A 25,829-nucleotide genomic window follows, 5' to 3' on the forward strand; every position below is an offset into this window, starting at 1 on the left:
AGCCGCCAAACCTAGACCCTGATGCGTTCTATCAGTCGTTGACTGGCCTCGTCCAGCCCCGTCAGCTCCACGTGGCAGCCATGCTGGCGCAGGCGCTCCATCACCTTGTCCAGCGCGCCCACGGCGGTGATGTCCCAGAAATGCGCGCCACCGACATCGATGCGGGCCTGCTTGCCGGCCGCGGCACGCACGTCGAAGGCTTCGATCAGAGCATCGGCAGAGGCAAAAAACACCTGGCCGCTCACCGTCCAGGTATAGAGATCGCCAGCCTCGTTCAGGCCGCCCTGGACCTGCAGCATATTGGCCACCTTGAAGGTGAAGAACACGCCCGAGAGCAGCACGCCCGCCACCACGCCGGCGGCCAGATTGTGGGTGGCGATGGTGATGACCACCGTCACCAGCATCACCGAGCTGGACAGGCGCGGGTGGCGCACCAGATTGCCCAGCGACTTCCAGTCGAAGGTCGAGACCGACACCATGACCATGATGGCCACCAGAGCAATCACCGGTACCCGGGACACCCAGGGCTTGAGGGCGACCATGAGAATCAGCAGAAACACCCCGGCAAACAGGGTGGACAGGCGGCCGCGGCCGCCGTATTTCACATTGCCCACCGCCTGGCCTATCATGCCGCAGCCCGCAATGCCGCCGAACAGGCTGGCCGAGACATTGGCCAGGCCCAGGCCCGTGCACTCGCGGCTCTTGTTGCTGGGCGTGCCCGTCAGGTCGTCCACCACGGCTGCCGTGAGAACCGACTCCAGCAGGCCCACCATGGCAATGGCCAGGGCTGGCAGGGCGATGATGCGCAGCGTCTCCAGACTCGCAGGGATTTCGGGCAGGGCGAACAGCGGCAGGCTGTCCGGCAGATGACCCAGATCGGCCACAGTCTTGAGCGGCAGACCCATGAAGCTGGCCAGCAGCGTCAGCACCAGCACGCAGATCAGTGGTGAGGGAATGGCTCCCAGCGCCTTGAGCTGCAGCCTCTGTCCCAGCCAGGGCAGGCCGTAGATCAGGGCCAGGCCCAGGGCCAGCATGGCCCAGGTGGCGGTGTTGGCTCCATGCAGATGCGGCAGCTGGGCTGAAAAGATCAGAATGGCCAGCGCGTTGACAAAACCCGTGCGCACCGAGCTGGAGACAAAGCGCACCAGGCTGCCCATCTTGCACAGGCCGAAGGCGATCTGCATGGCACCCGCCAGCAAGCCTGCGGCCAGCAGATATTGCAGACCATGCGATGCGACCAGCGGAGCCGCCACCAGGGCCACCGAGCCGGCCGCTGCCGAGACCATGGCCGGACGTGCGCCGAAAACGGCAATCACGATGCTGATGATGAAGGAGGCATACAGCCCCACGGCCGGGTCTACACCCGCGACAAAGGAAAAGGCAATGACCTCGGGAATCAGCGCAAACGTGGCGACGGCGCCGGCCAGCAGCTCGCGCGGTACGCTGGGCGCCCATTCGGCGCGCCATCGGCTCATGGAAAAATGGGGATTCATATCGCAGCAGCAAGTGATGCGCTGCCTGTGCAGAGCAGGCAGCGCCGGTGGGCGATATTAAGCAGTGCCCAGGACTTTTGCTGCGCGAGGGTCAGGCCGGGCGCTTGAAGCACACCATCTTGGGCCTGAAGCGCTGCAACACCTCGCCGCGCTGGTTTTTGGTGTGGGAGAGCACGCGCACCAGGGCCCGGTTGGGTTTGGACTGGGAAGGAATGATCTCCACGATTTCCGACTCGACCTGCAGCACGTCATCAGGGCGTGTGGGCTGGGGCCAGGCCAGCTCTTCCATGCCGCCACCGATCACGCCGTCGGCCAGGGGAATGCTTTGCGTCACCAGCAGCATGCTGATGGAGGCCGTATGCCAGCCGCTGGCGGCCAGGCCCTGGAAGAAGGTGTGCTTGGCGGCTTCGGGGTCGAGGTGAAAGACCTGGGGGTCGAACTGCCTGGCATAGGCAATGATTTGCGCTTCATCCAGCGGGTAGCCCTCGCTGACGAACTTCTGGCCCACGTACAGATCATCGAGATACAGTTTTTCGCTCATTTGGCTCCTCGTTCCTTCTTGTGTGGAGTAGCCGGCAGTATGCGCGGCAGCGGCCCTGGCTGCTGTTGCCAAGGTGCCAGAGCGCTATGCTCGGGCCCATGAATTTCGAGTTTGAAGATTCCGAGGTCGCCGCAATCAGCCTGCAGGACGGCGCATTGCAGATCCGCTTTTCCGCTGCCCGTGTGCTTGACGGTGACCGAGCCGGGGCCGGGGAGGGCCTGTGGCAGCCGTTGCTATTGATATGCAAGCACATTGCGCTTACTGAAGAAGCTTCAGAGGCTGATTTGACTCCAATCCTGGCCGCCGTGGGCCGTGTCCGGCAAGCGCAGCTGCATATTGCTGGTCAGCGTCTGCGCAGCCTGCCCCTGCCTTTTGTCAGCGATGCCGATTTTGTGCTGGAGCTGGAAATGGGCAGCGGCCTGTTTTGCCGGCTCAAGGGGCAGGGGCTTGCGCTGCAGGCTTTGCCCAGTCAGTCGTCGGTGGACTCCTACCAGTGCTGATGGCGCTCCATGCCTTTGTCTTGTTCCTGACGCTGGACACCGGCGCGGCCTGAATCAAGGGCGCCAGGCAAGGGCCGGCATGCCCTTGCCCCGTGCCTAAGAGGGATGCGGAATCCTAGAACTCCAGGTTGTCTATGAGCCGGGTGCTGCCCAGGCGTGCCGCACCCAGGGCCACCAGATCGCCGCTGCGCGCATCGACAGGTGTCTGTAGGTCGCTGCGCTGGCGCACGCTCAGATAGTCGGGCTCCCAGCCCTTGGCGCGCAGCGCGGCCATGGCCTGCGCTTCGAGATCGGCCAGATTGCCGCCCTGGCGCGCGGCATCGGCCAGGGCCTTGAGCGCCTGCGACAGCGCCATGGCCTGCACGCGCTGTTCGTCGCTGAGGTAGCCGTTGCGCGAGCTCAGGGCCAGGCCGCTGTCGGCGCGTGCCGTGGCGCAGCCGATGATCTCGATGGGCAGGGCGAACTGCTGCACCATGCGGCGGATCACCATCAGCTGCTGATAGTCCTTCTGTCCGAAAACGGCCGTGCCTCCGCCCGTGGTGGCAAACACGGCCTGGAACAGTTTCATGACCACGGTGCAGACTCCGGTGAAGAAACCGGGGCGGAAGTGGCCTTCCAGGATGTCGGCCAGCTGCGCATCGGGCTGGACCTTGAAGGTCTGCGGCTCGGGGTAGAGGTCTTTCTCCCTGGGCGCGAAGACGATGTCGCAGCCTTCGGCTTCCAGCTTGGCACAGTCGGCATCGAAGGTGCGCGGGTAGCTGTCGAAGTCTTCGTGAGGCAGAAACTGCAGGCGGTTCACGAAGATGCTGGCCACGGTCACATCGCCGTGCTGGCGGGCCTGGCGCACCAGGGAGAGATGGCCTTCGTGCAGATTGCCCATGGTGGGTACGAAAGCAGGGCGACCGCGACCGGCCAGAGCGGCGCGCAGGTCGGCGATGGTGTGAACGATTTGCATGACTCGAACAGTGGGGGAAAACGAAAACAAAGGCCCGGGTTCACCAGGCGTGCAGGGCATTGTCGGGGAAGCTGCCATTCTTGACGGCCTGCACATAGGCCTCCATGGCGCCCTTGACGCTGCCTGCATCGGCCATGAAGTTGTGCACGAACCTGGCCATCTTGCCCAGGTTTACGCCGAGCATGTCGTGCAGCACCAGAACCTGGCCGGCCGTGCCATTGCCCGCGCCAATGCCTATGGTGTGGCACAGCGGCAGCTCTTCGGTCAGTTGGGCGGACAGGGCTGCGGGCACCATCTCCAGCACCAGCATGGCGGCCCCGGCGTCCTGCAGCTCCAGCGCATGCTGGCGCAGCGTGGCCGCTGCCTGCTCGTCCTTGCCCTGGACGCGGTAGCCGCCCAGTGCATGCACGGTCTGCGGTGTCAGTCCCAGGTGGGCGCAGACGGGCACGCCGCGATCGACGAGAAAGCGCACGGTGGGAGCGGTCCAGCCACCGCCTTCGAGCTTGACCATATGGGCGCCGGCCTGCATCAGCTGGCAGGCGCTGCGCATGGCCTGCTCGGGACTTTCTGCATAGCTGCCGTAGGGCATGTCGGCAATCACCCAGGCTGTGGCCTGGGCGCGATGCAGGCCGCGCGTGACGCTGGCCGTGTGATAGGCCATATCCTGAAGCGTCACGCCCACGGTGCTGTGCAGGCCCTGGCAGACCATGCCCAGCGAGTCGCCGACCAGGATGCACTCCACCCCGGCCGCGTCGGCCACTGCGGCAAACGTGGCGTCATAGGCCGTCAGCATGGTGATTTTTTCACCGGCCGCGCGCATCTGAGCCAGGCGCGGCAGGCTGACGGGGCGGCGCTGGGGCTGGGGCGAAGAGGGGGGGATGGTGCCGTAAGGCGTGCCGGTAGCGGTCATGGGATGTCTCCTGGTCTTGTCTATGGCTGGGCCCCGCAGAAAAGCCTGCAGGCAAATTTGCCCGCGAGTCTATGCGATGCTGCGCTGCAGCGCCACGTTGAAAAAGGGTATGGCTGCTGTCGGCCACCTTACTATGCTGTGTGGCCATGCATTGCATGGCCCTGCGTTCTGCGGCCTTCCATTTCTTTTTGCACAAGGTTGTTCATGTCCATGCTCGAGCCCCCGCAGCCCTCGGTTTCAGCGCCTGTGTCAGCCGTGGCCTGGCAGGGGCTGCGCAGCGTGAGCTGGCTGGAGTCGCTGTCCGACGAGAGGCTGTCCGTGCTGGCGGGGCAATGCCTTTGGCACCGGCTGGAGTCGGGACAGGTGCTGCACGGGGCCTATACCGATGAGCGCATGTACATGCTGATCAACGGCCAGCTCAGTGTCGGCAGCTACAGCACCAGCGGGCGGGCCATGATTCTGGGTTATCTGGAGCCCGGTTTCTTTTTTGGTGCTTTCGCGTCCAAGCCTCTGGTCAAGCATGTGTCCGTGCAGGTGCAGGCCACGCATGAAAGCCTGGTGGCATCGCTTTCCAGTGCAGAGCTCGAAGCATTGATCATGAGCGATGTTCTGGTCATGCGGGCCGTGGTTCAGCGGCTCAGCGAGCTGGCCGGGGTGCTGGCACGGCGTGTGGTCAGTCTGGGAACCCTCACGGTGCGAGGCCGCCTGCATGCCCAGTTGCTGGAGCGGGCCGAGATGGCGGGAATCGAGAACGACGAGGCCCTGCTGTCGCCAGCTCCGCGCCAGAACGATCTGGCCTTGATGCTGGGCACCAGCCGCGAAGAGGTCGCACGCGAGATGTCGCGGCTCACGCGCCTGGGTCTGCTCAGACGTGAAGGGCGCAATCTGCGTCTTTGCCGCGTCGATGGCCTGCGGCTGTTGCTCGAAGAAGCGCATTGATTTTTCGCAATGTGAAATGAGTTTTTGCGTGAGAAAACGCACAGACGGCTCGTGGGGGCCGGGCGCATAGTTCAGTCGTGCAGCACGCGGCAGGTCTTCTTTCCGCCGCTGCGCCGTTGAAAGGATTGAAAATGCGCTCCCTCACCCGTTTGTTGACCGCAGCTGTGCTGACCGCCAGCGCCGCGGTTGCCATGGCTCAAGACCTCCCCCAAACTTCCGTAACCTCCAGCAAAAGTCGTGCCGAAGTGATGGCCGACCTTGAGATGTACCAGCGTGCAGGTCTGGGTTATATGCCCACGCCTGCGGCTTATGTCGAAACAGAGTTCAGCACCGAGTACCGCAAGGCTTATGCCGAATACCAGCGTCTGCTGGCCAGCCCCGCCTACACGGCTGCCGTGGCCAAGTACCAGTCGCAACTGGGCGGCAAGTAACAGAGTTCTCTCTTAGCTACCCGACAGAGGTGGCCCATTGGTGGATGCGCGCTGAGGGATTCCTTCAGCGCGTTTTTTTATGCCGGCAATGCCAGGCTGATGGATATAGCAAGTTTGATAGCATTCGGCGCATATTGATAGTGTGCTTGCAGGTGATCTGACTTGAAAACCGTTCTTGATTTCACCGCTCCCTGGCAGACGGGTGCTGCCCGTTTGCAGCATGGCTTTGGCGAGCCCGAGAAGGTCTTGCAAGCGTATCGGCCCGAGGACGTACCTGCCGTGCTGGAAGCCGTGCAGCAGGCTGCCGAGCAAGGCCTGTGGTGCGTGGGCTGGCTGGCCTATGAGGCGGCCAGCGGGTTTGATCGCGCCTATGCCGAGGCCGTGCATAGGAATTCCACTGACCAGCCGCTGGTCTGGTTCGGCCTGCATCGTGGGCCGCTGGCTGCCTGCGGGCAGAACCCGCCCGTGCCTTCTGCGGCAATACATTGGCAGACGGCTCTGAGCCGCGAACAGTTCGATGCCCATGTGGCGCGCATTCATGCGGCCATCGCGGCGGGCGACTGCTATCAGATCAATTACACGGCCCCCTTGATTGCAGAGCTTTCGGGGGAGAAAGAGTCCGATACTTCCGCCCTGGCCCAAGAGCTGTTTGCAAGGCTGCAGCAGGCCCAGCCCGGAGGCTATGCGGCGCTGGTCGACAGCGGCGACATGCAGGTGCTGTCGCTGTCCCCGGAGTTGTTTTTCGACTGGGACGGCGAGCGGATTCTGACCCGCCCCATGAAGGGCACGGCGGCGCGCGGCAGGACCCCCGAAGCCGATGCGAAGGCCGCGCAAACCATGCGCGAGTCGGCCAAGGAGCGGGCCGAGAACGTGATGATCGTGGACTTGCTGCGCAACGATCTGTCACGCATAGCCGTGCCGTACAGCGTGAAAGTGCCGCAGCTGTTTCAGGTCCAGGCACTGCCGGCCGTCTGGCAGATGACCTCGGATGTGGTGGCACGCACGCGCCCGGATGTGCGGCTGATGGATGTATTCGGGGCGCTGTTCCCTTGCGGCTCGATCACCGGGGCGCCCAAGCGCCAGGCCATGCGCCTGATTCGCGAGCTGGAGCCCGAGCCTCGTGGTGTCTACTGCGGTGCGCTGGGCGTGGTGCGACCCGGGGCCAAGCCGGGGAGTATTCATGCAACTTTCAATGTTCCCATTCGCACAGTGGTGCTCAGGAATGGGCGCCTGAGCTGCGGCATAGGCAGCGGCATCACGGCCAGCGCCAATGCGGCCGATGAATGGATGGAATGGCAGCACAAGCAGGCTTTTCTAAAGGTGCTTGAGCAAGGTGTTGGAGCATGAACACGAATCTTGAAATTCTCGAAACCCTGGCGCTCAAGGATGGCCGCTGGCAGAACTGGGCCTTGCACTGGGCCCGCTTGCAGATTACTGCACAGCATTTTCGCTATCCCTTGATGCAGATGCAGCTGGAGTCCGATATGGAGCGCATGGCCAGTCAGACGCATTCCATGGGCGACTGGCGCGTGCGGCTGGCGCTTTCGATCACCGGTGAAGTGCAGATCACGGCCGAGCCATTGCCGCCCTCGGTCCAGCCGGTGGCGCTGCAGCTGGCGCATCAACCCATTGCAAACGCGGTGGCGCATAGTGATGTGGTGCGTTTCAAAACCTCGGTACGTCAGCATTACGACGCTTTCAAGCCCCAGAGCGCCGGCATTTTCGATATCGTGCTTTTCAACGAGGACGGTCAGATCACCGAAGGCACGCGCGGCAATATTGCCGTGCAGCTGGATGGGCGCTGGGTCACCCCGCCGCTGCAATGCGGGCTGCTGCCGGGCGTGGGGCGGGCACTGGCCCTGTCCCAGGGCCGGCTGACGGAGCAGGTGGTGACGCTGGAGCAGGCGCGTCATGCCAGCGGCTGGGCCTTTATCAATAGCCTGCGTGGCTGGCTGGATGCTCGTTTGATCGCCTAGGCCTGGTTTGTTATCGTGCGGATGTAAGCAACCTGGAGGAGTCTCAGCCATGGATGACGACGACTTTGATGCCCTGTATCTGGACCTGATGAAGGAATTCCTGGCCACTGCCACGCCCCTTCAGTGGCTGGCCGTGGTCACCACCATGAACTACGACAACGGCAGCGCGCTGCCCGACTGGATCAGCAAGTATCCCAAGCTGGAGCCGGCCGTTGCCAAGGCCTTGTACTGGTATCAGCAGCCGGGCTACTTCCAGCACTATGCTTCGCAGGACAAGGTCCCCAGCATCAACCGCTCAGGCTGGGCCCGTGTGCAGGCACTGAGCCAGCGCTTTGAACAGGGCAATCTTGCTCCGGCCACCATTGGCTGGGATCCGGCCAACGATCTGGCCTCGCCCACGGGCAATGAAAAGCATCCTGGCTATGACTGGACCAGCGAAGCCGTCAAGGGCGATGAAGCCAAATGGCAGATTCCGGCCATCATGCTGCAGGCCGTGCCCGGCGAGCAACCCGATATCTATGCCTATGTCGACGAGCATGGCTGGGAAGACGGCATGCCGCCTCATGTCCAGGAGGAGCTCAATGCCGCCATGGATGGGGACGAAGTCGAGGATGAGGACTGAGGCCCAGAGCCTGCGCGCGATGGCCTGGCAATGGTTGTAGCTCAGGGCATATGTAAGCATGCTTGCAACCCAAGCCCAGCGCCTGGTGAGTAAAAATAGCTCTTTGGGTATCTTCTGGCGATACCTTGTGAAGAAACTCTTGGCTTGAGAGAATGGATTTTCTACTATCCGTTCACCACAACTTTCGAGACAAGCTCATGAACTCTCAAGCCGTCACCAGCCACAAGCCTTCAACCGCCTTTGTCGGCGCATCCTGGGCCGCCTTGCTGCTGGGTGTCGTAGCCTTCATGGCCGGGCTGTGGAATGCAGCCATGCAGCTCAACGAGAAAGGCTTTTACTTTGCCGTGCTGGTGCTGGGCCTGTACTCGGCCATCTCGCTGCAGAAAACCGTGCGCGACAAGCTCGAAGGCGTTGCCGTGACCGGCATTTACTACGGCATCAGCTGGGTGGCGCTGATCATCGCGGTGCTGCTTTTGGGCACAGGTCTCTTCAACGCCACGTTGCAGCTCAGCGAAAAAGGTTTCTATGCCATGGCTTTTGCGCTGGCCCTGTTCGGTGCGATTGCCGTGCAGAAAAACACCCGCGACAGCCTGAGCGCCGACGATGGAGCAGCAGAGCGCAAGCGCGGCAAGAGCGAGCGCAGCGGCCCCGCTCTGGTGGTGACCGATCCCGCCAAGCCTGCCGATGTGCCCGAGCAGGTGGTCAACAACCGCTGAGTCGAAAAGCCGTTTGACGGCTGAACATCAGGCGCTCCTTTGGGGCGCCTGATTGTGTTGGCGCAGCTGCATTTGCTGCGCCACAAACTGCTTGAAGACTTCATGCAGTGTTGCATTGGCTGACCCATCTGAGGTCCAGTTGTGTATCTGTGCCAGGGCCTGGGCCGCTGCCTCGAAGCTGGAGAGCTGCCCTGGCAGATGGGCCTTGCGGATGGCGTAGCCGGAGTCCTCCACATTTTGGAGGGGCAGGCGGGGCAGGGCTTGCAGTGCAGGATTGAGATAGAGCATCTTGCGGCTTTTGCGCCAGGTGCCGTCGATGACCACCAGCCGAAGGCGCTCTGGCGGCTGCGGCCAGGGCAAGGGTAGGGGGCTGGCCGCAGCCAGCCCCAGGGCGGCATCCTGCTCTGCGGTATCGGGGTAGAGCAGCAGGCTGTGGCGTGGCGCACCATCGGTATCGGCCCAGCTGGCCCAGCTTCCATGGAGAGCCGCTTCCAGCTCGGTGGCATCGAATTCCTCGCCCACCATGACCCGACTATGCGGCAGACACAGATGCAGCAAATGCCCCGTGCCCTTGGCTTCATGCACTTCCATGGGATGCATGAGGATCAGCACTTCGGCCTGATGCGCGACCGCCTGGGCCAGCGAGCAGATGCAGGTGCGCAGTGCTCGGTGACAGTGGGGGCAGCGGGGGCGAGAGTCAGGTCTGCTCATGATTCAAGAGCTGTTTGTGCCTTTGGAGAAGGCAAGGCGATTTTTATTCAGGCCGATGTCCCTGAAACAGCAACGCCCGCAAGCATGGGCTGCGGGCGCTGTTGCGGGAGTCGTGAAGGACTTAGAGGCGACCCTTGAAGTAGGTGGCCTTGTCCATATCGGATACGTCCACGCTCAGCTGCACCATCACATCGGCAGGCTGGGGCACGAGGCGGCTCAGGACTTCGGCAATGCCGTCCGACATCTGCTTCTTGGCTTCGGTGCTGCGGCCTGCCATCAGCTGCAGGTGTACATGGACAAAGCCGCGCTTTTCGGGCTGGGTGCCGATATAGACATGGTCCATGTTCAGGCGGGCAATACGGGCCTTCACATCGGCTTCATCGAGAACGGTGGGATGGGAGCAGACCACTGCGTTGATGTCGCGCATCAGTTCGCGCTCGTTCAGGCCGGTCAGGTTGTCGGTGTATTCAATATGCAGATGAGGCATGGAGTTCTCTCGCTCGGTGTTGGAGGCAAAAGCCGTTTTTACAGCATCTGGGTGGGCACTTTGTGGCGCAGCTCGACCTGTTTGTTGCTGTCGTCCACAAAGACCAGCTGCGGCTGGTGCTCGGCCACATCGCTTTCATGAACCTGGGCGAAGGCGGCAATGATGAGCAGATCGCCCACGCTGGCGCGGCGAGCGGCCGAACCGTTGACGGAAATCATGCCCGAGCCGCGCTCGCCCTTGATGGCGTAGGTCACGAAGCGCTCTCCGTTGTCGATATTCCAGATATGGACCTGTTCGTTTTCAGCAATGTTGGCGGCATCCAGCAGATCCTCGTCGATGGCGCAGGAGCCTTCGTAGTGCAGCTCGCATTGCGTGGTCTTGACGCGGTGGATCTTGGATTTGAGCAGGGTGCGGAACATGGTTGTCTCTCTGGGGCGCTTTGCGCGTTGCTGGAATGGGGCAGGCCTGTGCTTGCGAAAAATCACGCAAGTCTAAATGCGATCGGTAAAACCCATGTAGTTCATTGAGGGCATTGACAGGGAAATGCGGCGCCTGCGCATTCTCGATGTCGATAGTTCTGCCAACCGCTGATGTAGGACGATGTGACGATTGTGGTTGAGATTGTTGTTTTGTTGGGAATTTAAGGGTTGTAACTAATGTTTCATTTTCACTTTGTTTAATGACTTCAGTCCCAGACGGGGCCCGTCCAAGGCAGGCCATTTCCGTACTGCATGGGCTTTCTCATTTCTACAAACAAGTGAACAGCATGAAACGAACTCTTCTCGCCCTTGCCGCCCTGACCGTTTCCGCCGGTGCTCTGGCTCAATCCAGCGTGACCGTCTTTGGCGTGGCCGACGTGTCGGTGGCCCACATCTCCACGACCAGCAAAAGTGTTTCCGGCCTGGCCAACGGCGGCAACTCCAGCAGCCGTCTGGGCTTTCGCGGCGTGGAAGATCTGGGCGGCGGCCTGAAGGCCGATTTCTGGCTGGAGGGCAGCCTGAGCGTGGACGGCGGCACGGCTTCCGGCTTCAAGTTCGATCGCCGCTCCACCGTCAGTTTGCTGGGCAACTTCGGTGAAGTCCGCCTGGGTCGCGACAAGACCCCCGCCTACCAGAACCTGGAAACCTTCCATGCCTTTGGCGACACCGGCATGGGCGCCATCAACGGCCATAACCTGATCAGCGGCTCGGCTGCAGGCACCTCCGAAGGTTCCAACCCCAAGCGCAACTCCAATGCCATCAGCTATCTGCTGCCCAAGCTGGGTGGCGTCTACGGTCAGCTGACCCACAGCTTCGGCGAGCAGGCCGACGACCACAGCCTGGCCAGCTCCACCGGCTTGCGTCTGGGCTATGCCAACGGTCCCCTGAACGTTGCCGCAGCCTACGGCATCGCCCGCGGCGGCACGGCTGCCGCTGGCGTGGACTACAAGACCATGAATCTGGGCGCTTCCTACAACTTCGGCGTTGTCACTCCCATGCTGCTGATCGCGTCCGACCGCGGCAACGGCAAGCGTGTCGATCTGTACAGCCTGGGCGTGAAAATGCCTCTGGGAGCCGGCGAACTGCGCGCTGCCTACACCTGGTACAAGGACAAGAAGCAAAACGATGCGGACTCCCAGCGTCTTGCCCTGGGCTATGGCTACAAGCTGTCCAAGCGCACCGAAATCTATGCGGCCGTGGCACGCATGAGCAACGACGACAAGGCTTCCCGCAAGCTGGGTTCGTCGCTGAGCCCTACACCCGCTGTGGGCAAGAGCCTGACGGGCTACGAAATCGGCCTGCGCCACAATTTCTAAGAGCATGGGCAGCAAAGAGCTGCGGCGGCTGCCGCACTCTGCTGCCTGATGATCTTGCCGAGTTAGGCCTCCTGGTGGGGAAGCCGTCTGACTCTCAGCAAGCTGGCCCCGCAATAGCGGGGCCTTTTTTTGGGGTTTGTTTCGGGGCTTATGCGGCGGCTGTCTTCAGGACAGATCGAGCACGCAACCGTCGCCGATGCTGTCGCGCCAGACGCGGATGCGGCTGGGAGCGGGCTCAAGATCGGCCAGGGCATTGGCGATGAAGAGACAGAGGTTTTCCAGCGTGGGCTTGCCCAGGCCCGGCACTTCATCGAGAAAGTGATGGTCTAGTTGATCGCGCAGCAGCTCCAGGCGCGCGCGCAGGTGGCCGAGGTCGATGACCATGCCGTTGTCCGGATTGCGCGGGCCTCTCACGCTGACTTCCGCCCAATAAGTGTGGCCGTGAATACGGCGGCTGCCCTCGGTCTCGATAGCCCGCTCCAGGGTATGGGCGGCATCGAAGAAAAAACGCTGGTGAACGGTGAACTGCATATCAGTGATCGGTGGCGCTGAGCATTGCCTTCGGCCTTTGAGCTGGGAACGAACCCCATGGCGCACGGCCAGCAAGGGCCGCCCCGCAGCAAAGGCCGTCGTCCCCCCGGGGGGAAGGCGCGAAGCGACTCAGGGGGGTCATCTAATTCCCGTGAGCTTGTGGGTTTGCAGGCTCAGGCGCCAGCCGGGGCGCTGCATGCATTGCGCGATACAGGCGGCAATATTGCTGCCCTGCTGGGCGTTGTCCATGGGCTGCAGAAAATAGTGCTGGAACTCGGTGCTGGCTTCAATGGCCGCCAGATCGAACGTGGGCTGAGGCCAGACCAGCTTGAGCTCCTGTCCGCTGCGCTGAATCCAGTCGGCACCGGCCTTGGGGCTGATGCACAGCCAGTCTATGCCCTCGGGTGCGGCCACCGTGCCGTTGCTTTCCACCGAGATACGAAAACCGCGCGCATGCAGGGCTGCGATCAGGGCTGGGTCGACCTGCAGCAAAGGCTCGCCGCCAGTCAGCACCACCATGCGGTGCCGGCTGTCGTCGGCAGGCCACTGGCTCAGGATGCGCTCGGCCAGTTCATCGGCCGTGGCGAACTTGCCGCCCAGCGTGCCGTCGGTGCCGACAAAATCGGTGTCGCAGAACTGGCAGATGGCCTTGGGCCTGTCCTGCTCGCGGCCGGTCCACAGATTGCAGCCCGCAAAGCGGCAGAACACGGCCGGCGTGCCGGCCTGGCCGCCTTCGCCCTGCAAGGTGTAGAAAATTTCTTTGACGCTGTATGTCATGTCGTAGGTGTCGCGTCAAGGCGCGGTGGAACAGGAGGCTGGCGTGCTGCAGCCAAGGATGCGAATGTAAGCCCTTGCTGAACTTCTGGTGGGCCATAGGGTTACAAGGCCGAGGCCCTGCAACTGTTCTCCAGCCTCACACCGGGGTATAGGCCAGGCGCACATAAATGGGCGCGTAGGCTTCGGCCTGGGTGATTTCGATCAGCGTTTCCTTGGCCAGCTCCAGCATGGCGATAAAGGTGACGACCAGCACGGTCGAGCCTTTTTCCGGATTGAAGATGCGCTCGAACTCCACAAAACGCTGACCCTGCAGCTGCTTGAGGATCTGGCTCATGTACTCGCGCACCGACAGCTCTTCGCGCGTGATCTTGTGGCTTTGCACCAGCTTGGCGCGCTTGAGGATGTCGCGCCAGGCGGCTTGCAGCTCGCCGATTTCCACATCCGGAAAGCGCGGTTGCAGGCTTTGCTCGATATAGACCGTGGCCTTGAGAAAGTCGCGCCCGTAGGTGGGCAGCTGTCCCAGTTGCTGGGCGGCCAGCTTCATCTGCTCGTATTCGAGCAGGCGGCGCACCAGCTCGGCGCGCGGATCTTCGGCTTCTTCGCCGTCCTCCTGCTTCTTGGGCGGCAGCAGCATGCGCGACTTGATCTCGATGAGCATGGCCGCCATCAGCAGATATTCGGCTGCCAGCTCCAGATTGCGGCTGCGCACTTCGTCCACATAGGTCATGTACTGGCGCGTCACGTCCAGCATGGGGATGTCGAGGATATTGAAGTTCTGCTTGCGGATCAGGTAGAGCAGCAAGTCCAGCGGGCCTTCAAAGGCTTCGAGAAAGACTTCCAGCGCATCGGGCGGGATATAGAGATCCTGGGGCAGCGCAAACAGGGGCTCGCCGTACAGGCGTGCCAGGGCCACCTGATCGACGACCGAAGGCGACGGATCAGAAGCGTCCGGGTTCTGGCCCGGCAACAGGGTCTGTTTTTCAGCCTCGCTCATGGTCTGCTATGGATTGCAGAGCTGAGCGCGCTTGATGAGTAAGCGCTTGAGGCTGATTTCATCGAAAAGATCAGGAGTGGTTGGTCTGGTACACGTAGGGCTGTTGTTCCACGCGACCGGCGCGCAGATCTTCCCAGACTTCATAGTTCACGTCCTTGTCCCACAGCAGGGCGCGACCGGCTTGCTGTTGCTTGTCCAGCTCGGGCTTTTGCTGCTTCAGGTCGTTGATGAAGTTGGTGGTGTCGGAACGGTAGTCGGGGCGACGGAAGAAAGACATATGTGTAAAACCTCTCAGAACAGCGGATTTTAGCCCGACGCGGGCGCCAGGCCCGCACCGGGCCTTTAGAACGTGCTTGCGATCTCCTCGCGCCGCGACAGAGGCTTTGCGGGATGGGATGCCAGGGGGCGGCCCCCCGCGCGCGATACCGCAGCAATAGCTCTGCTGTTGCGAGGATTTGCGCGGACGGCGAGGCAACGCCGCAGACCGCCCCTGACCGGGCGTCCGCAAAGACACTGTCCCGAAGGGTTGGAGCGAAATCGGGCGATTTCTACGCGCTGACTCTTGCTTGCACCCCGGTGCAAGCGGCGAGCCACCGCTTCGAACTCATCCCGATTGCGCTCCAACGCGGCTGCGTAGAGATCGCAAGCTCGTTCTTATAGATCCTTGAGACAGATCTGCGCGAACTCCTTGCAGTCGTCCGAGGCCAATGGCGAATCGACGATCTTGCGCAGCACAGCGGCAAATTCGGCGGATCCGACCGGGTTCGGGTCGTTGCGCTGGAAGTCCTCGTCCACGCGCATGGTGCGGTCCAGCCAGCCTATCACCTGCACGCTGGGTTGGCGCTCCAGCGACGCCAGCAAGGCCGGGGTGTAGGCGGCCATGGGGTGCTCCTCGATCAGGCTACCGAACGGACCGGGGCCGCCATAGTCCAGTTCGGGATAGGTTTCGATCAGCGTCAGGATATGCGGCAGAACCTGCTCCAGTGCGGCGTCCTGCAGTGTCTCCAGGTGTTCGTAGACGGGATCGATGATCAGCCATTTGTCCTGCTGATCCTGGGCCGCCTGTGCGGCGCTGGTGAATTGGGAAAACAGCTGCTCTATGGTTGTGCTCACTGGGGATAGCTCCGTTTTGACAAGCATTTGCAAAAGTGGCGCGCGTGCGCGGGTGGCTTGATGTCAGAATTCGCATTCTGTCTGGCAAGCATTGTGATCCAAGCCCATGAATATTTTTTCCCGTTTGACGGCGGCCCTGGTGGCGGCTGCTATCAGCACCCTGGCGCTGCTGGGCTGCGACGAGCAGAAGATCAAGGAGCTGGAGGAAGGCCTGTCCACCGAGGCCGATGTGCGCGCCCGGTTCGGCGAGCCCGAGCGCATCTGGAACGAGGAAGACGGCTCGCGCACCTTCGAGTACAACCGTCAGCCGGCCGGCGCCAGGAACTACATGATCACCATAGACACTGACGGCAAGATGAGTGCGCTGCGCCAGGTGCTGGCCCCGCATGTGTTTGCCAAGGTCGTGCCCGGCATGGAGGAAAACGAGGTGCGCCGCATGCTGGGCAAGCCTGCCAAGATGATGACTTACAAGCTCAAGCAGGAAACCGACTGGGACTGGAACTACATCGATCCGCCCACGCGCGAGATGCAGTTCACGGTGACCTTTGGCGCCGATGGCCGGGTGCTGCGCACGCTCAACCGCGAACGCCTGCCCGACGAGTCGCGCGGCTGATCGCCTGCAAAGCCACCGGATCTGTTCAAAGCCCTGTTTGCGATGGCGCAGACAGGGCTTTTTTGCCTCTGGTCTGAAGAGGGGCTGAATGCTGTGGTGGCGGGGGAGTCGAGATGCTTCTGAATTGATAGCTTTTGACGCTTTCCCTGTAAGCGATGGATGCCGAAAAGCTTGAAATATACGACGGAGTTGCGCCTGAAATTCCCCTTCGGGATTTGTTGCGTTGCAGCAAATCATGTGCATACAGCATGAGTCCATCCGTAAAATTAAGGGGTTTCCCGGTGTTATCCGCACCGGCTCGCCCCGGTCTTTATCGAGATCATGGGCATCAATCTTGCTGTCTTACCCGACATGTCGACACCGCTATCTTCTTCGGCCAGCTCTGCTCTGGCCGGCCGCATGGATGCCCCCGCTGCTGCTGCGCCGGCCACTTCGGGCCTGCGCCATGGCCGCTTCGAGGACGCGCAGGCCCTGTTCACGGGCTCGCTGTTTGTCTCCATCACCATGATGCTGTTTGCGCAGGCGGGACTGCTCACGGGCAGCACGGCGGGCGTGGCCTTTTTGCTGCACTATGTGACGGGACTGCCTTTCGGCGCCATTTTCTTCGTCATCAATCTGCCGTTCTACTGGTTTGCCTGGAGGCGCATGGGCGCGGAGTTCACGATCAAGACCTTTGTCTCGGTTGCCATGCTGGCGCTGATGGCCGATGTGGGCCCGCGCTTCATCCATATCGACTATCTGAATCCGCTCTATGCGGCCGTGGCTGGAGGCTTGCTCATGGGGTCGGGTTGCCTGTTCCTCGCACGGCATCATTCCAGCCTGGGCGGAGCCACCATCGTCTCTCTCTATCTGCAGGACCGTTACGGCATTCGCGCCGGCAAGGTGCAGATGATGATCGACTGCACTGTTGTGCTGCTGGCGCTGGCCATCGTGCCGCTGGAGCGTGTGGCGTATTCGGTGCTCGCTGCGGTCATCATGAGCATGTTCCTGTGGATCAGCCATCGCCCCGGCCGCTATCAGGGCAACTGAGGTCTGTCATCCATGAAAAAGCCCCGCTCCGGTGCAAACCGGACGGGGCTTTTTCATCGCCGGGCCGCCCAAGATGAAAACGCCGGGGCCGCGGCCACACGTAGTGGGCAGGCGTGGGGAGCTCGCGATCAGGCGACGCTGATTGTCTTCTGGGCGCTCAGTGTCTGGCCTTGCTCGTCCTTCCACTGCATATTCAGCTCGCCGCTTTCGCGCGCCACAAAGGTGAACTCGATATAAGGGTTCTGGGCAATCGAAATACCTGGCTCCCAGGCAAACAGCAAGGTATTGCCCAGCTTGGCTTCAAAGCGGCTGACGATATTGCGCGGGCGCACCTTGCCCGTGGCCGGGTCGGTGCGCAGACCGCTTTCCATGACATGTTCCATCTGCGCGCGCACGCGCAGCACTTCGCCCTTCTTGGGGCTGGCATTGCTGACCCAGACGCGGGGTGGCTTATTCATCTAAATTCCTTTCAGTTCAGGCATCCATCGTGAATGTGGATGCAACTACGCCCCGAACCAGAAGTGGGCCTGGGCCAGCAACCGCCGCGCAAAGACCGACCTGCCGCGCGGGCGGTGTCCCCCTCGGCCACGCAAAGCGTGGCACAACAGAGGGGGAGGGAGCGCAGCGACTCAGGGGGTGTTTCCAGATTCACATGCCGCAGCCGCTGGCGGCCACGGTCGTCGCCTGTTTGGCGACCAGTACCTTGCCGCTCTTCATGCGCGCCAGCGCGTGAACAGTCTGCGACTGGGACAGGCGTATGCGCACCGCCGCCTCGGCCGTTCCGGCCGCTGCGGTGAACTGCAGGCGGCAGGTCAGTGGCGAGGGGTTGAGCTCGGCCAGCACGATGATCTCCTCGCACCAGTCCTGCTCGGTGATGGGCAGCATCACCTTGACCTTGACGGGCACGGCGCTGGGGTTGTCGGCCAGCACGGGCACCTCCAGCTGCAGACCATCGGCCTGAGTGGCCTTGCCGCCGGTGAATTGCTCCATGAGCTTTTTGAACTCGGCTGGGTTCGGCGCCAGTGGCCCGACCAGCGGATTCTTGGCCGCGCTGCTGGCTTGCGCCAGAGCCGATGCGGGCAGAGCCAGACTGGCCCCGACTGCCGCCGAGTTCAGCACCATGCTTCTACGGGTGGTGTTCTTGAACATTGCTTCTCTTCAATCCAATTAACAAAACTTCAAAAATCGCACCGACTCCAAGCGAGAGACGCCAAGCAAGAGCCGCCTCGCGGCGGGGGCGCCTAGCAGAGGGCGTCGTCCCCCTCCCGAAGAGAGAGGGGGAAGCGGCAAAACCGCTCAGGGGGAGATTTAAGTGCCCAGGAAATCTCCGAACTTGCCGTTGATCCAGGCAAAGTCCTCCTTGACCAGATCGGAGGTGCGCACATCCATGTCGATCTGGGTCTGGTTGACCTGGCCGCTGGCGTCCACCTCGTATTCGAACTTCACCGAAATTTCTTCCTGAGGGTCGCCGTTGACCATCATGTAGCAGAGGTTGTCGGGCAGCCGGGCCACGACCTCCTTGCCGGCCACGCGCTCGGCAATGTTCCGGGCGACGATCTTGCCGATGTAGTTGGCCACATGGCCGCTCTTGGGATAGTGGCCGAACTGGGGCGAGATCGCGCCCATCAGATCGCCCACAAAGTAGACGCGGTCGTCGCTCCTGGCATGGAACAGACGGTTATGCATATCGGCCCAGCCCGTGGGCTTGCCGGTGGCGGCATCCTTGCCTATCAGGTCCGCCTTCCAGACCATGTCGGCGGCCTGGTGGGGCGGCATGAGGATGGCGTCGTCGAACTTGAAGTCGCCCGCAGCGGTCTTGATCTGCTTGTTGAAGGGGTCTACTTCCTTGACGCCGGCATTGGGCACATGAGTGATGATGTCTGCGTACAGCTCTTCGAAAGCCTGCTTGTAGCCCACGCCGATGGGGGCGATCTTGGGCTTGGGGTCGAGGATCAGGATCTTGCCGGGAATCTTGTTCTTCTTGATATGCCAGGCGATCAGGCAGGCGCGCTCATAGGGCGAGGGCGGGCAGCGATGCGGCGGTGGCGGCAGCGTCATCACCAGCGTGCCTCCCTTGAAGTTCTTGACCTTGCTCTTGAGCGAGAGCATTTCCTGATTGGGGATGTAGGCGTTGGGAAAGTGGGTGCGCGTGTACTCGATGGCGTGTTGGTCGTTGCCAAACCAGGCCTCGTAATCGTTGCGAATGCCGCCTGAGAGAATCAGGAAGTCGTACTCGATCAGGCCATGGGCCGTGCGCACCAGCTTTTTGTCGCGCTCGAAGCCTGTGACTTCGGTCTGCAGCAGCGTGTAGCCGTATTTGTTGGCCGGGTGCAGCATGTCGCGGTTCACGAAGTCCGTGCCAACTATGTCCACCAGCCACTTGTTGCTCATGGGGCCGGACCAGAAGGTCGGATTGCGCTCCAGCAGCACGACGTCAGAAGCGGGAATCAGCTCGCGCAGATAGCGTGCCGCCGTGAGGCCGCCCCAGCCGCCGCCGCAGATCACGATACGCGGCCCCTTGCCCTTGCGCGGCAGGATGGGCGACTGGCTGCTGATGATGGCGGGTGCTGCCATTGCCGGGCCGGCAGCGGCGCCCAGGGCGAGTGCGGGCGGAGTCCAGAGGAAATGGCGACGTTGCATGAGCATTGCTCCTGTAATGGGAATGAGGGCCTGATCCAGGCCTCGGATTCGGTGGAGGGAAGCAAGCTTGGGCGCAGCGCGATGGGATTGCCTCTCAGCCGACACGCGGCACAAGCAGAGCTGGTGGCTGGAGATTCTAGGAGCAGGTCCTGATCCGGAGGTGAATACCCAAGCGAAGCCAGCGCTATTGCTGGCGCAGCAGGCGCAGGCTGAGAAGCGCTCCGAGCAGGATGCCGGCAACGGCCGCAAAGCTGGCCAGTGACAGCGTGGACAGCCCGCTCAGCCCCTGGCCTATGGAGCAGCCTGCGGCCAGCACGCCGCCAACGCCCATCAGCAGGCCGCCACCGGCGCTGGCAGCCAGGCGGCTGGTGGAGTCAAAGCCTTCCCAGCGTGCCGTGCGACTGCCAAGGGCTGCGAGAAATGCGCCGGCGAGCACGCCCGCCGTCAGCGCCAGGCCTATGCCGGGTTCGCGGCCCACGGACAGTTGCAGATAGAGCAGGGTCTCGGCGATCGGGCCGATGAAGCTCAGCGAGGTGAGGCGGGCCGGCTCGAACTCATCGACCCCGATATGCGCAGTCAGCCACCAGCCGGCAGCCACCAGCAGGCCTATGAGCAACGCGCTGCCCCACTGCAAGCGGCTCTGGCGCAGGCCGGGACGCAGCAGGGCGTAGGCCAGCAGCAGCAAGGCCAGACCAAGCGTCAGCAGCCATGTATTCAAGGAGGGCAGATAGGCGGGCAGGGTGGCGTGAGCCAGAGTGAGGGGGGCGAGGGTCTGCAGCCACAGGCGCAGAGGCGTCAGCACACCGGTCATGGCCAGTTGTGCGCCCAGCGCCAGAAACACCAGGGTGACCAGAGAGCGCAGATTGCCTCCCGCCAGCAGCACCAGAGAGCGTGCTCCGCAGGCGCGTGCCAGCACCATGCCGATGCCAAACAGCAAACCACCAATCAGCACGCCAGCCATGGAAAAGCTGGGCCGCGCAATGGCGGCCTGGCTCAGATTGAGCATTCCCAGAGCCTGCAGCCCCTGCGAGGCCAGCAAGGCCACGGCCAGTGCCAGGGCAAAGCCCTGCAATGCAGGTGCCTGGCCGGGCGCGGCTTCCTCGTCCAGTCCCACCTGCTGGCGCAGCCCGCGCAGCAGACAGAAACGTCCGAGCCGCGCGGCGACGCCGAAGGCCATGCCCAGCAAAAAAACAGACCACAACAACATATCAGTCGTTCAATAAAGCAGAGGAGGGCGGGTGGCAGAGATTCGCATCCAGCGCATGAAGCGTGAACTTTCGCTCGGGCTGGCGAGCAAGGGCAGTCCCGCAGCAAAGCCAGCGTCCCCCTTCCCGCAAGCGAAGCGTCGCGAGAGAAGGGGGAAGGCGCGTCAGCGCCTCAGGGGGATGCCTCTAGTCAACCACCCCAGATATCCGCGCTGATCGCCTTGTACCAGGCTGCGCCGTAGTCGGCCTCGGCCTTTCGGAAGGCGGCATCGCCGTTCAAGGGGCTCACGCCGCCGGAGTCTGGCACCTCGATCAGCTTGCCCGCCGCCGTGCGGTAGACGCCGGCCACGGAGATGCCGTAGTCGGTGCCGATCAAGCTGTAGCAGGTGTTGGCAAAGGCCGCCGCAGGCAGGGGCTGGCCGCTCAGCTCGGCGGCAATCGCGGCAGCGGCCACCTTGCCTTGCGTATTGGCGGCAAAGCCGGACTTGGGCATGGGCGCGGCAATCGTGGCGTCGCCCAGCACATAGACATGCTGGACCTGAGTGGACTCAAAGGACTCGGGCTTGACGGGCACCCAGCCGCTGGCATTGGTCACGCCGGCACGGTCGGCAATAAAGCCGGCCTTCTGGGGCGGGATGACGTTGAGCACATCGGCCTTGTGCCTGGTGCCGAACGCGGTTTCCACTTCCAGGTTCCTGGCATCCACGCGTGTGACCTTGCCGTCATCGGCCTGCTTGACCCATTCGATCATGTCGCCATAAAGCGCTTTCCAGCCCTGAATGAACAGGCCTTGCTTGGAGAAGGCATCCTTGTCGTCCAGCAGCAGAATCTTGGACTTTGGTTTGTGCTTCTTGAGGTAGTGCGCCACCATGGCCGCGCGCTCGTAGGGACCGGGCGGGCAGCGGAAAGGGTTGGCAGGGATGACCATCACGAACTTGCCGCCGTCGGGCATGGCTTCGAGCTGCTTCTTGAGCAGTTGGGTCTGTGCTCCGGCCTTCCAGGCATGGGGAGCGAGTTGGGCGGCCGCCTCGTCATAGCCTTCCAGTGCATTCCAGCGCATGTCGATGCCGGGCGAGAGTACCAGCTTGTCATAGCTCAGCGCCTGACCGTTGGACAGCAGCACGCGCCTGGAGTCGGTCAGGACCTGGTCGGCACGTGCATGGACCACGTTCACGCCGGCCTTGCGCAGACCGCCGTAGCCGTGGCCTATGCTGTCCCAGCTGCGCAGGCCGGCCAGGTACAGATTGGAGAAGGGGCAGGTATAGAAGCGCTCGGCCGGCTCCACCAGTGTGACCTGGATATGCGGTGCGAACTGGCGCAGATAGCGCGCGGCCGTGGCTCCGCCAAAGCCGCCTCCGATCACGACCACATGGGCCGAAGCTGCCTTGGCCTGCACGATGGCGGGCACGGCGAAACTGGCTGCGCCGGCGGCGGCACCGCCGAGAATTTGACGACGATTGATCTGCATTACTGGCCCTTCTTGCTGAACCACTGGGCCAGCGCTTTGAGTTGCTCATCGTCGTAGCCCTTGGCCAGACGGGTCATGACGGTGGCGTCCTTGGCGGTGCCGGCCTTGAAGGCCTGCAGGCGCTGCAGCAGATGGGCCTCGGGCAGGCCGCGCAGCTGGGGAATGACGCCCGTGGAGCGGCCGTCCGGGCCGTGGCAGTTGGCGCAGCTGGCAGCCAGCACGGCCACATCCTGCACACGCAAGGAGGTGGCAGCAGAGCTGGCCAGGCTGGGCAGCGGCGCTGCCAGGGCAAGAGCCAGCCATAGCGCAGAGCGCGCTGAAGTGAGCAAGGGTTTCGATCGCATGGGGCCTCCCGTTGTCCCCACGCAAGGCCGCGTGGGGGATTTATGACCTCGATGCCTGAATGTGCGCGGCCTTTGTTATGTGTGGTGAATGTCGAGCATTCTTCTGGGCAGGGGCGGAGCAGGCAGAGCTGATGGAGTCGGATTCTAGGAAGCGGACCGGCTCTGACAAGCTCAATATCCCGGTGGTGTAACAGGAAGTTATTGGTTATTTAGTTATGCGCTGCGCTTGTGCTTGTGGGTGCGCGCCAGGGCATGAAAAAACCGCATTGCGCTATCTGATGTGTAGCGCGATGCGGTTTCCTGTGAACGGATGCGGGTGATTCGTCAGTTTTGCGGCGGCAGCCCGTCAGAGGGCGCGGCAGGCATGGTGTTGGCGGTCGCTGCCGGCATTTCTGCCGCTGCGGGAGCGCTTGCCGACGGATCGCGGTAGCGAATATTCACGCCGCTGGCATCGGGCTGATCCTCATCCATCAAGGCATCGGCGGCCTTGCCAACCCCCTTGCCCACGATCTTGGCTGTGCCGATGGCGGCATCGGCGGCCAGGCCCACGGCCCCGGCTGTCACGCTGATGGCAGTGCCGGTGACGGCGATCACGGTGCAGCCCGAAAGCGCCAGGCATAAAAAAACTCCAGCCAGCCAGAAGCCGCAGGAGCCTGATGAGGCACGCCCCCGGGAGGAGACACCGGGCAAGCGCCTAAGGCGGCCCTGCCGCCTCGCGGCGAAGGTGTCGTCCCCTCGGGGGGAAGGCGCCGAAGGCGACTCAGGGGGGATCATGAGATCAATGAATCCGCATGCCGGGCATGGCGCCGGGGAAGGGCTCCAGCACATAGATGCCGGGATGGGCCTTCTCGTCAGCGTGGCTGGCGGCCAGCACCATGCCTTCGGACAGTCCGAACTTCATCTTGCGCGGTGCCAGATTGGCCACCATCACCGTCAGCTTGCCCTGCAGCTGCTCAGGCTGGTACATGCTGCTGATGCCGCTGAACACGTTGCGGGTCCTGGGCTGGCCGTTTTCGTCCTTCTCGCCCACGTCCAGCGTCAGCTGCAGCAGCTTGGTCGAGCCTTCGACCGTCTTGCATTCCAGAATCCTGGCGATGCGCAGATCGACCTTGGCAAAGTCGTCGATGCTGATGGTCTCGGCCAGCGGCTCGCCGCCGGGGGCATTGGGGTCGATCACGGGCTCGGCCTTCTTGGCAGCCTTCTTCTCGGCCTTGGCGGGTTCGGTGGCGGGGGCGGCCTGGCCGGCGGGCGCTTCGAACAGGGCTTCGAGCTGCTTGGGATCGACGCGCTGCATCAGATGCTGGTAGATGCCGATCTGGTGGCCTGCGCCCAGGGGCTTGACCACGTCGGCAAAGCTCTCGGGCGGCACGATGAGGAATCGGGCCACTTCGGCGGCCACGCCGGGCAGGATGGGGCTCAGGTAGATGGTCAGGATGCGGAAGGCTTCGATGCAGGTCGTGCACACATCGTGCAGGCGCGCATCCATGCCTTCCTTCTTGGCCAGTTCCCAGGGTTTGTTGGCGTCCACATAGCTGTTGACCTTGTCGCACAGCAGCATGATCTCGCGCGCGGCGCGGGCGCTGTCGCGGGCCTCGTAGGCGGCGACGATGGCGGTTTGCTGCTCGCGAAGCGCGGCCAGCAGGGCCTGGCCGTCTTCGCTTACCTGACCCAGCCTGCCGTCAAAGCGCTTGCTGATGAAGCCTGCGGCGCGCGAAGCGATGTTCACGTACTTGCCGATCAGGTCGGAGTTGACGCGCAGCATGAAGTCTTCGGGATTGAAGTCGATGTCTTCGTTCTTGCCGTTGAGCTTGGCGCCCAGGTAGTAGCGCAGCCACTCGGGGTTCATCTTGAGCGACAGGTACTTGAGCGGGTCGAGGCCGGTGCCGCGGCTCTTGCTCATCTTCTCGCCGTTGTTCACGGTCATGAAGCCGTGCACGCAGATCCTGGTCGGCGTCTTGCGGCCGCTGAACTTGAGCATCGCAGGCCAGAACAGGGTGTGGAAGGTGATGATGTCCTTGCCGATGAAGTGGTACTGCTCCAGGTCGGGGTCGGCCATATAGGCGTCGTAGTCTTCGCCGCGTCGGTTGAGCAGTTCCTTGAGCGATGCCAGATAGCCCACGGGCGCATCGAGCCAGACATAGAAGTACTTGCCCGGCGCGTCGGGGATCTCGATGCCGAAGTAAGGCGCGTCGCGGCTGATGTCCCAGTCGTCCAGGCCTTCGCTGGTCGAGCCGTCGGGGTTGGTGCGCACGCCGAACCATTCCTTGATCTTGGCCGCCACTTCGGGCTGCACATGCTTGCCGTTCTGCGTCCACTCGGTCAGGAACTCTACGGCGCGCGGATCGGAGAGCTTGAAGAAGAAATGTTCGGACGACTTCATCACCGGCGTGGCACCCGACAGGGCCGAGAACGGGTTGATGAGGTCGGTGGGCGCGTAGACCGAGCTGCAGACTTCGCAGTTGTCGCCGTACTGGTCCTTGGCGTGGCAGCGCGGGCATTCGCCCTTGATGAAGCGGTCGGGCAGGAACATGTTCTTCTCGGGATCGAAGAACTGCTCGATGGTGCGGGTTTCGATGAAGCCGGCCTTCTTCAGGTCCAGATAGATCTGCTTGGACAGCTCGTGGTTTTCGGCGCTGTCGGTGTTGCTCCAGTTGTCGAAGGCAATGTGGAAGCCGTCGAGATACTGCTTGCGGCCGGCGGCGATGTCGGCCACGAACTGCTGGGGCGTCTTGCCGGCCTTTTCGGCGGCAATCATGATGGGCGCGCCGTGGGCGTCGTCGGCACCCACGAAGTTGACCGCATTGCCCTGCATTCGCTGCGCACGCACCCAGGTGTCGGCCTGGATGTATTCCATGATGTGGCCGATGTGGAAGTTGCCGTTGGCGTACGGCAGGGCGGTGGTGACGAATAGTTTGCGTGCGGTCATGAGGAAACAGCTTTCACAGAGAACCCGTCATTCTAGAAGGGCTTGGCATCAGGCTGCGGGCGCGGGTTTTGCGGCGGTGCCCGCCGAGTTCGTTCGGGAGCGGCATTCGCTTT

The 25,829-nt window shown here is 62.7% G+C and carries 30 protein-coding genes; 10 read left to right on the plus strand and 20 right to left on the minus strand.

Going from position 1 to position 25,829, the window contains the following annotated elements; genetic code table 11:
• Positions 1-11: 11 nt before the first annotated feature.
• Both AAIL66_RS09235 and AAIL66_RS09240 read right to left on the minus strand, forming a co-directional pair.
• Positions 12-1,493, minus strand: a complete 1,482-nt coding sequence (locus AAIL66_RS09235; protein ID WP_045838595.1) for a SulP family inorganic anion transporter — start codon at positions 1,491-1,493, stop codon at positions 12-14.
• 91 nt (positions 1,494-1,584) lie between these two features.
• Positions 1,585-2,034 carry a MaoC family dehydratase gene (locus AAIL66_RS09240; protein WP_054074905.1) on the minus strand — a complete coding sequence of 150 codons (450 nt, stop codon included), beginning with the start codon at positions 2,032-2,034 and terminating at the stop codon, positions 1,585-1,587.
• Between the two features lie 98 nt (positions 2,035-2,132).
• Here AAIL66_RS09240 and AAIL66_RS09245 point away from each other — a divergent pair, with 98 nt between their 5' ends.
• Complete coding sequence (locus tag AAIL66_RS09245) at positions 2,133-2,534, plus strand: hypothetical protein (RefSeq protein ID WP_343496537.1); 402 nt, start codon at positions 2,133-2,135, stop codon at positions 2,532-2,534.
• A 115-nt stretch (positions 2,535-2,649) separates the two neighbouring features.
• Here AAIL66_RS09245 and panC read toward each other — a convergent pair whose 3' ends face one another.
• Together panC and panB are read right to left on the minus strand one after the other, a co-directional pair.
• The gene (gene panC, locus AAIL66_RS09250) at positions 2,650-3,489 is read right to left on the minus strand and encodes a pantoate--beta-alanine ligase (RefSeq protein WP_343496538.1); all 840 of its coding nucleotides are present in this window, start codon (positions 3,487-3,489) and stop codon (positions 2,650-2,652) included.
• 40 nt (positions 3,490-3,529) lie between these two features.
• Positions 3,530-4,399: a 3-methyl-2-oxobutanoate hydroxymethyltransferase gene (gene panB, locus AAIL66_RS09255; protein WP_003065769.1), complete on the minus strand. Its 870-nt coding sequence runs from the start codon at positions 4,397-4,399 to the stop codon at positions 3,530-3,532.
• A gap of 204 nt (positions 4,400-4,603) precedes the next feature.
• On the opposite strand from panB, the gene AAIL66_RS09260 reads away from it, so the two are divergent.
• The 6 genes from AAIL66_RS09260 to yiaA all read left to right on the plus strand — a co-directional run bounded on the left by AAIL66_RS09260 (position 4,604) and on the right by yiaA (position 9,083).
• Positions 4,604-5,338: a Crp/Fnr family transcriptional regulator gene (locus AAIL66_RS09260; RefSeq protein WP_343496539.1), complete on the plus strand. Its 735-nt coding sequence runs from the start codon at positions 4,604-4,606 to the stop codon at positions 5,336-5,338.
• A 131-nt stretch (positions 5,339-5,469) separates the two neighbouring features.
• Entirely contained in the window at positions 5,470-5,769 is a 300-nt protein-coding gene (locus tag AAIL66_RS09265) for a DUF4148 domain-containing protein (protein ID WP_034355729.1), read from the plus strand.
• Between the two features lie 162 nt (positions 5,770-5,931).
• A complete protein-coding gene (gene pabB, locus AAIL66_RS09270) occupies positions 5,932-7,116 on the plus strand; it encodes an aminodeoxychorismate synthase component I (protein ID WP_343496540.1) in 1,185 nt (394 codons plus the stop codon).
• Entirely contained in the window at positions 7,113-7,745 is a 633-nt protein-coding gene (locus tag AAIL66_RS09275; RefSeq protein WP_034355724.1) for an aminotransferase class IV, read from the plus strand. The genes pabB and AAIL66_RS09275 overlap by 4 nt, the downstream gene beginning before the upstream one ends.
• 49 nt (positions 7,746-7,794) lie before the next feature.
• Positions 7,795-8,367 carry a DUF4274 domain-containing protein gene (locus AAIL66_RS09280; RefSeq protein WP_034355721.1) on the plus strand — a complete coding sequence of 191 codons (573 nt, stop codon included), beginning with the start codon at positions 7,795-7,797 and terminating at the stop codon, positions 8,365-8,367.
• A gap of 197 nt (positions 8,368-8,564) precedes the next feature.
• Complete coding sequence (gene yiaA, locus AAIL66_RS09285; RefSeq protein WP_003065781.1) at positions 8,565-9,083, plus strand: inner membrane protein YiaA; 519 nt, start codon at positions 8,565-8,567, stop codon at positions 9,081-9,083.
• Between the two features lie 27 nt (positions 9,084-9,110).
• On the opposite strand, the gene AAIL66_RS09290 is transcribed toward yiaA, so the two are convergent.
• The 3 genes from AAIL66_RS09290 to panD form a co-directional block, all read right to left on the minus strand.
• A complete protein-coding gene (locus AAIL66_RS09290; protein WP_343496541.1) occupies positions 9,111-9,794 on the minus strand; it encodes a tRNA-uridine aminocarboxypropyltransferase in 684 nt (227 codons plus the stop codon).
• 121 nt (positions 9,795-9,915) lie between these two features.
• Positions 9,916-10,281 (minus strand): 5-carboxymethyl-2-hydroxymuconate Delta-isomerase, encoded by a 366-nt coding sequence (locus AAIL66_RS09295; protein ID WP_034355716.1) that lies wholly within the window; start codon positions 10,279-10,281, stop codon positions 9,916-9,918.
• Between the two features lie 38 nt (positions 10,282-10,319).
• Positions 10,320-10,700: an aspartate 1-decarboxylase gene (gene panD / locus AAIL66_RS09300; RefSeq protein WP_003065787.1), complete on the minus strand. Its 381-nt coding sequence runs from the start codon at positions 10,698-10,700 to the stop codon at positions 10,320-10,322.
• Positions 10,701-11,047: 347 nt separating this feature from the next.
• Here panD and AAIL66_RS09305 point away from each other — a divergent pair, with 347 nt between their 5' ends.
• A complete protein-coding gene (locus AAIL66_RS09305; RefSeq protein ID WP_343496542.1) occupies positions 11,048-12,076 on the plus strand; it encodes a porin in 1,029 nt (342 codons plus the stop codon).
• Between the two features lie 165 nt (positions 12,077-12,241).
• Here AAIL66_RS09305 and AAIL66_RS09310 read toward each other — a convergent pair whose 3' ends face one another.
• The 5 genes from AAIL66_RS09310 to AAIL66_RS09330 all read right to left on the minus strand — a co-directional run bounded on the left by AAIL66_RS09310 (position 12,242) and on the right by AAIL66_RS09330 (position 15,491).
• Positions 12,242-12,607: a 6-carboxytetrahydropterin synthase gene (locus AAIL66_RS09310; protein ID WP_034391679.1), complete on the minus strand. Its 366-nt coding sequence runs from the start codon at positions 12,605-12,607 to the stop codon at positions 12,242-12,244.
• 138 nt (positions 12,608-12,745) lie between these two features.
• A complete protein-coding gene (gene queE, locus AAIL66_RS09315; protein ID WP_343496543.1) occupies positions 12,746-13,384 on the minus strand; it encodes a 7-carboxy-7-deazaguanine synthase in 639 nt (212 codons plus the stop codon).
• Positions 13,385-13,520: 136 nt separating this feature from the next.
• Positions 13,521-14,378 (minus strand): ScpA family protein, encoded by an 858-nt coding sequence (locus AAIL66_RS09320; RefSeq protein WP_343496544.1) that lies wholly within the window; start codon positions 14,376-14,378, stop codon positions 13,521-13,523.
• A 70-nt stretch (positions 14,379-14,448) separates the two neighbouring features.
• The gene (locus AAIL66_RS09325; RefSeq protein ID WP_003051953.1) at positions 14,449-14,655 is read right to left on the minus strand and encodes a DUF3460 family protein; all 207 of its coding nucleotides are present in this window, start codon (positions 14,653-14,655) and stop codon (positions 14,449-14,451) included.
• A 377-nt stretch (positions 14,656-15,032) separates the two neighbouring features.
• Positions 15,033-15,491, minus strand: a complete 459-nt coding sequence (locus AAIL66_RS09330; RefSeq protein WP_224648778.1) for a hypothetical protein — start codon at positions 15,489-15,491, stop codon at positions 15,033-15,035.
• A 106-nt stretch (positions 15,492-15,597) separates the two neighbouring features.
• Here AAIL66_RS09330 and AAIL66_RS09335 point away from each other — a divergent pair, with 106 nt between their 5' ends.
• Complete coding sequence (locus AAIL66_RS09335; protein WP_343496545.1) at positions 15,598-16,104, plus strand: outer membrane protein assembly factor BamE; 507 nt, start codon at positions 15,598-15,600, stop codon at positions 16,102-16,104.
• Between the two features lie 321 nt (positions 16,105-16,425).
• Positions 16,426-17,133 (plus strand): YitT family protein, encoded by a 708-nt coding sequence (locus tag AAIL66_RS09340; RefSeq protein ID WP_343496546.1) that lies wholly within the window; start codon positions 16,426-16,428, stop codon positions 17,131-17,133.
• Positions 17,134-17,261: 128 nt separating this feature from the next.
• On the opposite strand, the gene soxZ is transcribed toward AAIL66_RS09340, so the two are convergent.
• The 8 genes from soxZ to metG form a co-directional block, all read right to left on the minus strand.
• Positions 17,262-17,591 carry a thiosulfate oxidation carrier complex protein SoxZ gene (gene soxZ / locus AAIL66_RS09345; protein WP_343496547.1) on the minus strand — a complete coding sequence of 110 codons (330 nt, stop codon included), beginning with the start codon at positions 17,589-17,591 and terminating at the stop codon, positions 17,262-17,264.
• 190 nt (positions 17,592-17,781) lie between these two features.
• On the minus strand, positions 17,782-18,282 hold the full coding sequence (locus AAIL66_RS09350) for a thiosulfate oxidation carrier protein SoxY (protein WP_343496548.1): 501 nt from the start codon (positions 18,280-18,282) through the stop codon (positions 17,782-17,784).
• Between the two features lie 159 nt (positions 18,283-18,441).
• On the minus strand, positions 18,442-19,773 hold the full coding sequence (locus AAIL66_RS09355; RefSeq protein WP_003065814.1) for an FAD/NAD(P)-binding oxidoreductase: 1,332 nt from the start codon (positions 19,771-19,773) through the stop codon (positions 18,442-18,444).
• A 184-nt stretch (positions 19,774-19,957) separates the two neighbouring features.
• Positions 19,958-20,980: a YeeE/YedE family protein gene (locus tag AAIL66_RS09360; RefSeq protein ID WP_343496549.1), complete on the minus strand. Its 1,023-nt coding sequence runs from the start codon at positions 20,978-20,980 to the stop codon at positions 19,958-19,960.
• Between the two features lie 188 nt (positions 20,981-21,168).
• Positions 21,169-22,446, minus strand: coding sequence for an NAD(P)/FAD-dependent oxidoreductase (locus AAIL66_RS09365; protein WP_343496550.1), 1,278 nt, complete (start codon positions 22,444-22,446; stop codon positions 21,169-21,171).
• The gene (locus AAIL66_RS09370; protein WP_034391663.1) at positions 22,446-22,775 is read right to left on the minus strand and encodes a c-type cytochrome; all 330 of its coding nucleotides are present in this window, start codon (positions 22,773-22,775) and stop codon (positions 22,446-22,448) included. Before AAIL66_RS09370 ends, AAIL66_RS09365 begins: the two co-directional genes overlap by 1 nt.
• Positions 22,776-23,114: 339 nt before the next feature.
• A complete protein-coding gene (locus AAIL66_RS09375) occupies positions 23,115-23,384 on the minus strand; it encodes a hypothetical protein (protein WP_231905935.1) in 270 nt (89 codons plus the stop codon).
• 184 nt (positions 23,385-23,568) lie between these two features.
• A complete protein-coding gene (gene metG / locus AAIL66_RS09380) occupies positions 23,569-25,716 on the minus strand; it encodes a methionine--tRNA ligase (protein ID WP_034377801.1) in 2,148 nt (715 codons plus the stop codon).
• Between the last annotated feature and the right edge of the window lie 113 nt (positions 25,717-25,829).

This window comes from Comamonas sp. F1-6 (assembly GCF_039581415.1).
Classification (GTDB): Bacteria; Pseudomonadota; Gammaproteobacteria; order Burkholderiales; family Burkholderiaceae_C; genus Comamonas; species Comamonas thiooxydans.

Coding starts and splice junctions, on each gene's coding strand:
- AAIL66_RS09235 (WP_045838595.1), bottom strand. CDS start 1,493: ATGAATCCCCATTTTTCCATGAGCCGATGGCGCGCCGAATGGGCGCCC.
- AAIL66_RS09240 (WP_054074905.1), bottom strand. CDS start 2,034: ATGAGCGAAAAACTGTATCTCGATGATCTGTACGTGGGCCAGAAGTTC.
- AAIL66_RS09245 (WP_343496537.1), top strand. CDS start 2,133: ATGAATTTCGAGTTTGAAGATTCCGAGGTCGCCGCAATCAGCCTGCAG.
- panC (WP_343496538.1), bottom strand. CDS start 3,489: ATGCAAATCGTTCACACCATCGCCGACCTGCGCGCCGCTCTGGCCGGT.
- panB (WP_003065769.1), bottom strand. CDS start 4,399: ATGACCGCTACCGGCACGCCTTACGGCACCATCCCCCCCTCTTCGCCC.
- AAIL66_RS09260 (WP_343496539.1), top strand. CDS start 4,604: ATGTCCATGCTCGAGCCCCCGCAGCCCTCGGTTTCAGCGCCTGTGTCA.
- AAIL66_RS09265 (WP_034355729.1), top strand. CDS start 5,470: ATGCGCTCCCTCACCCGTTTGTTGACCGCAGCTGTGCTGACCGCCAGC.
- AAIL66_RS09275 (WP_034355724.1), top strand. CDS start 7,113: ATGAACACGAATCTTGAAATTCTCGAAACCCTGGCGCTCAAGGATGGC.
- AAIL66_RS09280 (WP_034355721.1), top strand. CDS start 7,795: ATGGATGACGACGACTTTGATGCCCTGTATCTGGACCTGATGAAGGAA.
- yiaA (WP_003065781.1), top strand. CDS start 8,565: ATGAACTCTCAAGCCGTCACCAGCCACAAGCCTTCAACCGCCTTTGTC.
- AAIL66_RS09290 (WP_343496541.1), bottom strand. CDS start 9,794: ATGAGCAGACCTGACTCTCGCCCCCGCTGCCCCCACTGTCACCGAGCA.
- AAIL66_RS09295 (WP_034355716.1), bottom strand. CDS start 10,281: ATGCCTCATCTGCATATTGAATACACCGACAACCTGACCGGCCTGAAC.
- panD (WP_003065787.1), bottom strand. CDS start 10,700: ATGTTCCGCACCCTGCTCAAATCCAAGATCCACCGCGTCAAGACCACG.
- AAIL66_RS09305 (WP_343496542.1), top strand. CDS start 11,048: ATGAAACGAACTCTTCTCGCCCTTGCCGCCCTGACCGTTTCCGCCGGT.
- AAIL66_RS09310 (WP_034391679.1), bottom strand. CDS start 12,607: ATGCAGTTCACCGTTCACCAGCGTTTTTTCTTCGATGCCGCCCATACC.
- queE (WP_343496543.1), bottom strand. CDS start 13,384: ATGACATACAGCGTCAAAGAAATTTTCTACACCTTGCAGGGCGAAGGC.
- AAIL66_RS09320 (WP_343496544.1), bottom strand. CDS start 14,378: ATGAGCGAGGCTGAAAAACAGACCCTGTTGCCGGGCCAGAACCCGGAC.
- AAIL66_RS09325 (WP_003051953.1), bottom strand. CDS start 14,655: ATGTCTTTCTTCCGTCGCCCCGACTACCGTTCCGACACCACCAACTTC.
- AAIL66_RS09335 (WP_343496545.1), top strand. CDS start 15,598: ATGAATATTTTTTCCCGTTTGACGGCGGCCCTGGTGGCGGCTGCTATC.
- AAIL66_RS09340 (WP_343496546.1), top strand. CDS start 16,426: ATGGGCATCAATCTTGCTGTCTTACCCGACATGTCGACACCGCTATCT.
- soxZ (WP_343496547.1), bottom strand. CDS start 17,591: ATGAATAAGCCACCCCGCGTCTGGGTCAGCAATGCCAGCCCCAAGAAG.
- AAIL66_RS09350 (WP_343496548.1), bottom strand. CDS start 18,282: ATGTTCAAGAACACCACCCGTAGAAGCATGGTGCTGAACTCGGCGGCA.
- AAIL66_RS09355 (WP_003065814.1), bottom strand. CDS start 19,773: ATGCAACGTCGCCATTTCCTCTGGACTCCGCCCGCACTCGCCCTGGGC.
- AAIL66_RS09360 (WP_343496549.1), bottom strand. CDS start 20,980: ATGTTGTTGTGGTCTGTTTTTTTGCTGGGCATGGCCTTCGGCGTCGCC.
- AAIL66_RS09365 (WP_343496550.1), bottom strand. CDS start 22,446: ATGCAGATCAATCGTCGTCAAATTCTCGGCGGTGCCGCCGCCGGCGCA.
- metG (WP_034377801.1), bottom strand. CDS start 25,716: ATGACCGCACGCAAACTATTCGTCACCACCGCCCTGCCGTACGCCAAC.